We start from the raw sequence: 2,041 nt of genomic DNA, 5'->3' as shown, positions 1-2,041 counted from the left end.
GCCTACGGTCCTGATGGGGTACGGGTGAAAAAGGCTTCGGCCTTCGGCACCACGCTTTACCCGAGCGCAGATGTCGAGATCGATCCGGCGACGCCCGGAGCGGAGAAGTACACCCGCTATCCGCATCCCGATATCAAGGTGGTGAACGGCGCCAAGTTCTTCCTGCATCGCGATCATCTGTCATCTGTGCGCATCGTCACCGATGCCGCCGGTGCGGTTGTCGAAAGCACGGGCTATGCCGCCTATGGCGAGCGCCTGAACTCGGGTTTCCAGACGCAGAAGGGCTACATTGGCGAACGCTTCGATCCTGAGACCGGGCTGCTCTATCTCAATGCTCGTTACATGGATCCGGACCTCGGCCGTTTCCTGTCACCCGATGATTTGGACCCGGTAAAGGAGGGCGTCGGGACCAATCGATATGCCTATGCTGGCAATGATCCGATCAACAAGTCGGATAAGAACGGGCACATCTTCGATCAAGAGATTGAGTACGCCTACTATGCGTCAGCATATCCCGACCAGTCACAACGCGATGCGGTGCTGACATCGGAGGCGAACAACTGGGCTTCCCGCGCTGATTTGGCCAAGTCTTCTCTGGAAGCAGGTGGCCCGCAGGACGCCATGCAATTTGGCCACTGGGCCGCTCAATACCGCTCCATGGTCGGCTTGACACAGGAGGAGCTATACGCGCGTTCGGCAAGCGGCGCAGTGACTGCTGCAGCCTACGGTGTGCTCGGCGCTGGAGTGGGAGGGGCACGCGCGCCACAAGCGTCGGCTACGACAATCGAAACTTCAACTTTTAAAGATATTGCCACTCCGTACGGTCAGGCAAAACAGAGCCTTAAGCCCGATGCTCTTGCTGCAAGAAACGCAGTTCAGAATGGAGCTACCCTTTATCGGCTAGGTACTACAGGGAAAAGTGATGCTGCCGATGCTCAGTTTTGGGCACTAGAACACCCGTCTACGCCTGGCTATGCCTCGCGCTACGGAATTCCCGCCGGCAACATAGCGAATTCTGATTTCATCGAATACGCTAAGATAAGACCGGGAACAGATTTTGTGACACGAGAAGCCCCCGCGGTCGGGGCGAATCGAGGAGGAGGTATCGAAGTTGTTGTCCCTAGAAACGGGGTGTCGATGAAGTTCTTTGGAAGTAAGTGGTGAGGAGCTTTATGACGCAATACGATCAGTATTCCGAGGCCTTAGCAATTGCCGAAAGAATGGAAGCCTGCGGTTTACGCCGACATGCAGTCGATATCAGGAATTCCATTGACGATGGTGTATCGGGAACCGAGATTTTTATGAAACTCCGTTTCTATCTCGTCTCCATTGCAACGGCAAAGGAGTTAGATGTTGAGACGCGGGCACGTATTAGAGTTCTTATTGAGCATCTAAATGCCGCGCTTGAATAGGCAGGCGAAGCAATTATCACAAAGTGAAAGCCTCTCTTTGGGGAGTAATTGATGACTTCCAATCTCCCAGTGAATTCAAACGCTTGGAGGCGTGGTTGAACGTTCAAGTCGGCTCCTGTGTCGCGAAAGAGGTTCTCGTGGAGAAGCCATACTTAGAAGCAAACATATTGCGGGAAAAATGGTACCAACACATCGGAAGCGGCGAGGTTTGGCGGTTGGTGTGGCCGGACTTCCCCTTTACTGGGCTATTTCAACGAGTTGGCGATGACTAGTTATCTCAAGTAGGAGTCATCCTTGTCTAGAATCACTTGTTGATTGGCTCAGAGAGTTTGTTCCGGCCCTTAGGCGGCGATCGACCGCTGTCGCACCTGCTGATTGAGATAGTCAGGCGCAAGGGCTGCGAACTGAAGCAGTCCATCCCGGCCTACGATAAGTGCGGCGCGATCTATTCCAACCTGTCGGCAGACAACCCGTCGGCGGCGCCCGATGCGAAAGCCAAGCCTAAGGGCAGCTAGCAAGCTCTCAACTAACTTCTCGACTTCGATCCCCCGATAATCCGACTCCAATGGAGAACAGGCATGCCCCAGGTTGCGAGTGTTTCCACCCTTACTGATTTGCAGGCGCTTAGT

2 protein-coding genes are annotated in these 2,041 nt (G+C 54.3%); both read left to right on the top strand.

What is annotated here, in order from left to right; all coding sequences use genetic code 11:
- Positions 1-1,164, top strand: a 1,164-nt coding sequence (locus ACFWYE_RS30980; RefSeq protein WP_379115822.1) for an RHS repeat-associated core domain-containing protein, incomplete at its 5' end; no start/stop codon positions are given.
- 8 nt (positions 1,165-1,172) lie between these two features.
- On the top strand, positions 1,173-1,412 hold the full coding sequence (locus tag ACFWYE_RS30975; protein WP_379115821.1) for a hypothetical protein: 240 nt from the start codon (positions 1,173-1,175) through the stop codon (positions 1,410-1,412).
- The last annotated feature ends 629 nt before the right edge of the window (positions 1,413-2,041 follow it).

This window comes from Mesorhizobium sp. NPDC059025 (assembly GCF_042739655.1).
In the GTDB taxonomy this organism is placed as follows: domain Bacteria; phylum Pseudomonadota; class Alphaproteobacteria; order Rhizobiales; family Rhizobiaceae; genus Mesorhizobium.
Note: the sequence above shows the minus strand (reverse complement) of the source record. Positions and strands in the feature narration are given on the sequence as shown.

What these genes read in the sequence shown, in the direction of transcription:
- ACFWYE_RS30975 (WP_379115821.1), top strand. Translation starts at nt 1,173, where the DNA reads ATGACGCAATACGATCAGTATTCCGAGGCCTTAGCAATTGCCGAAAGA.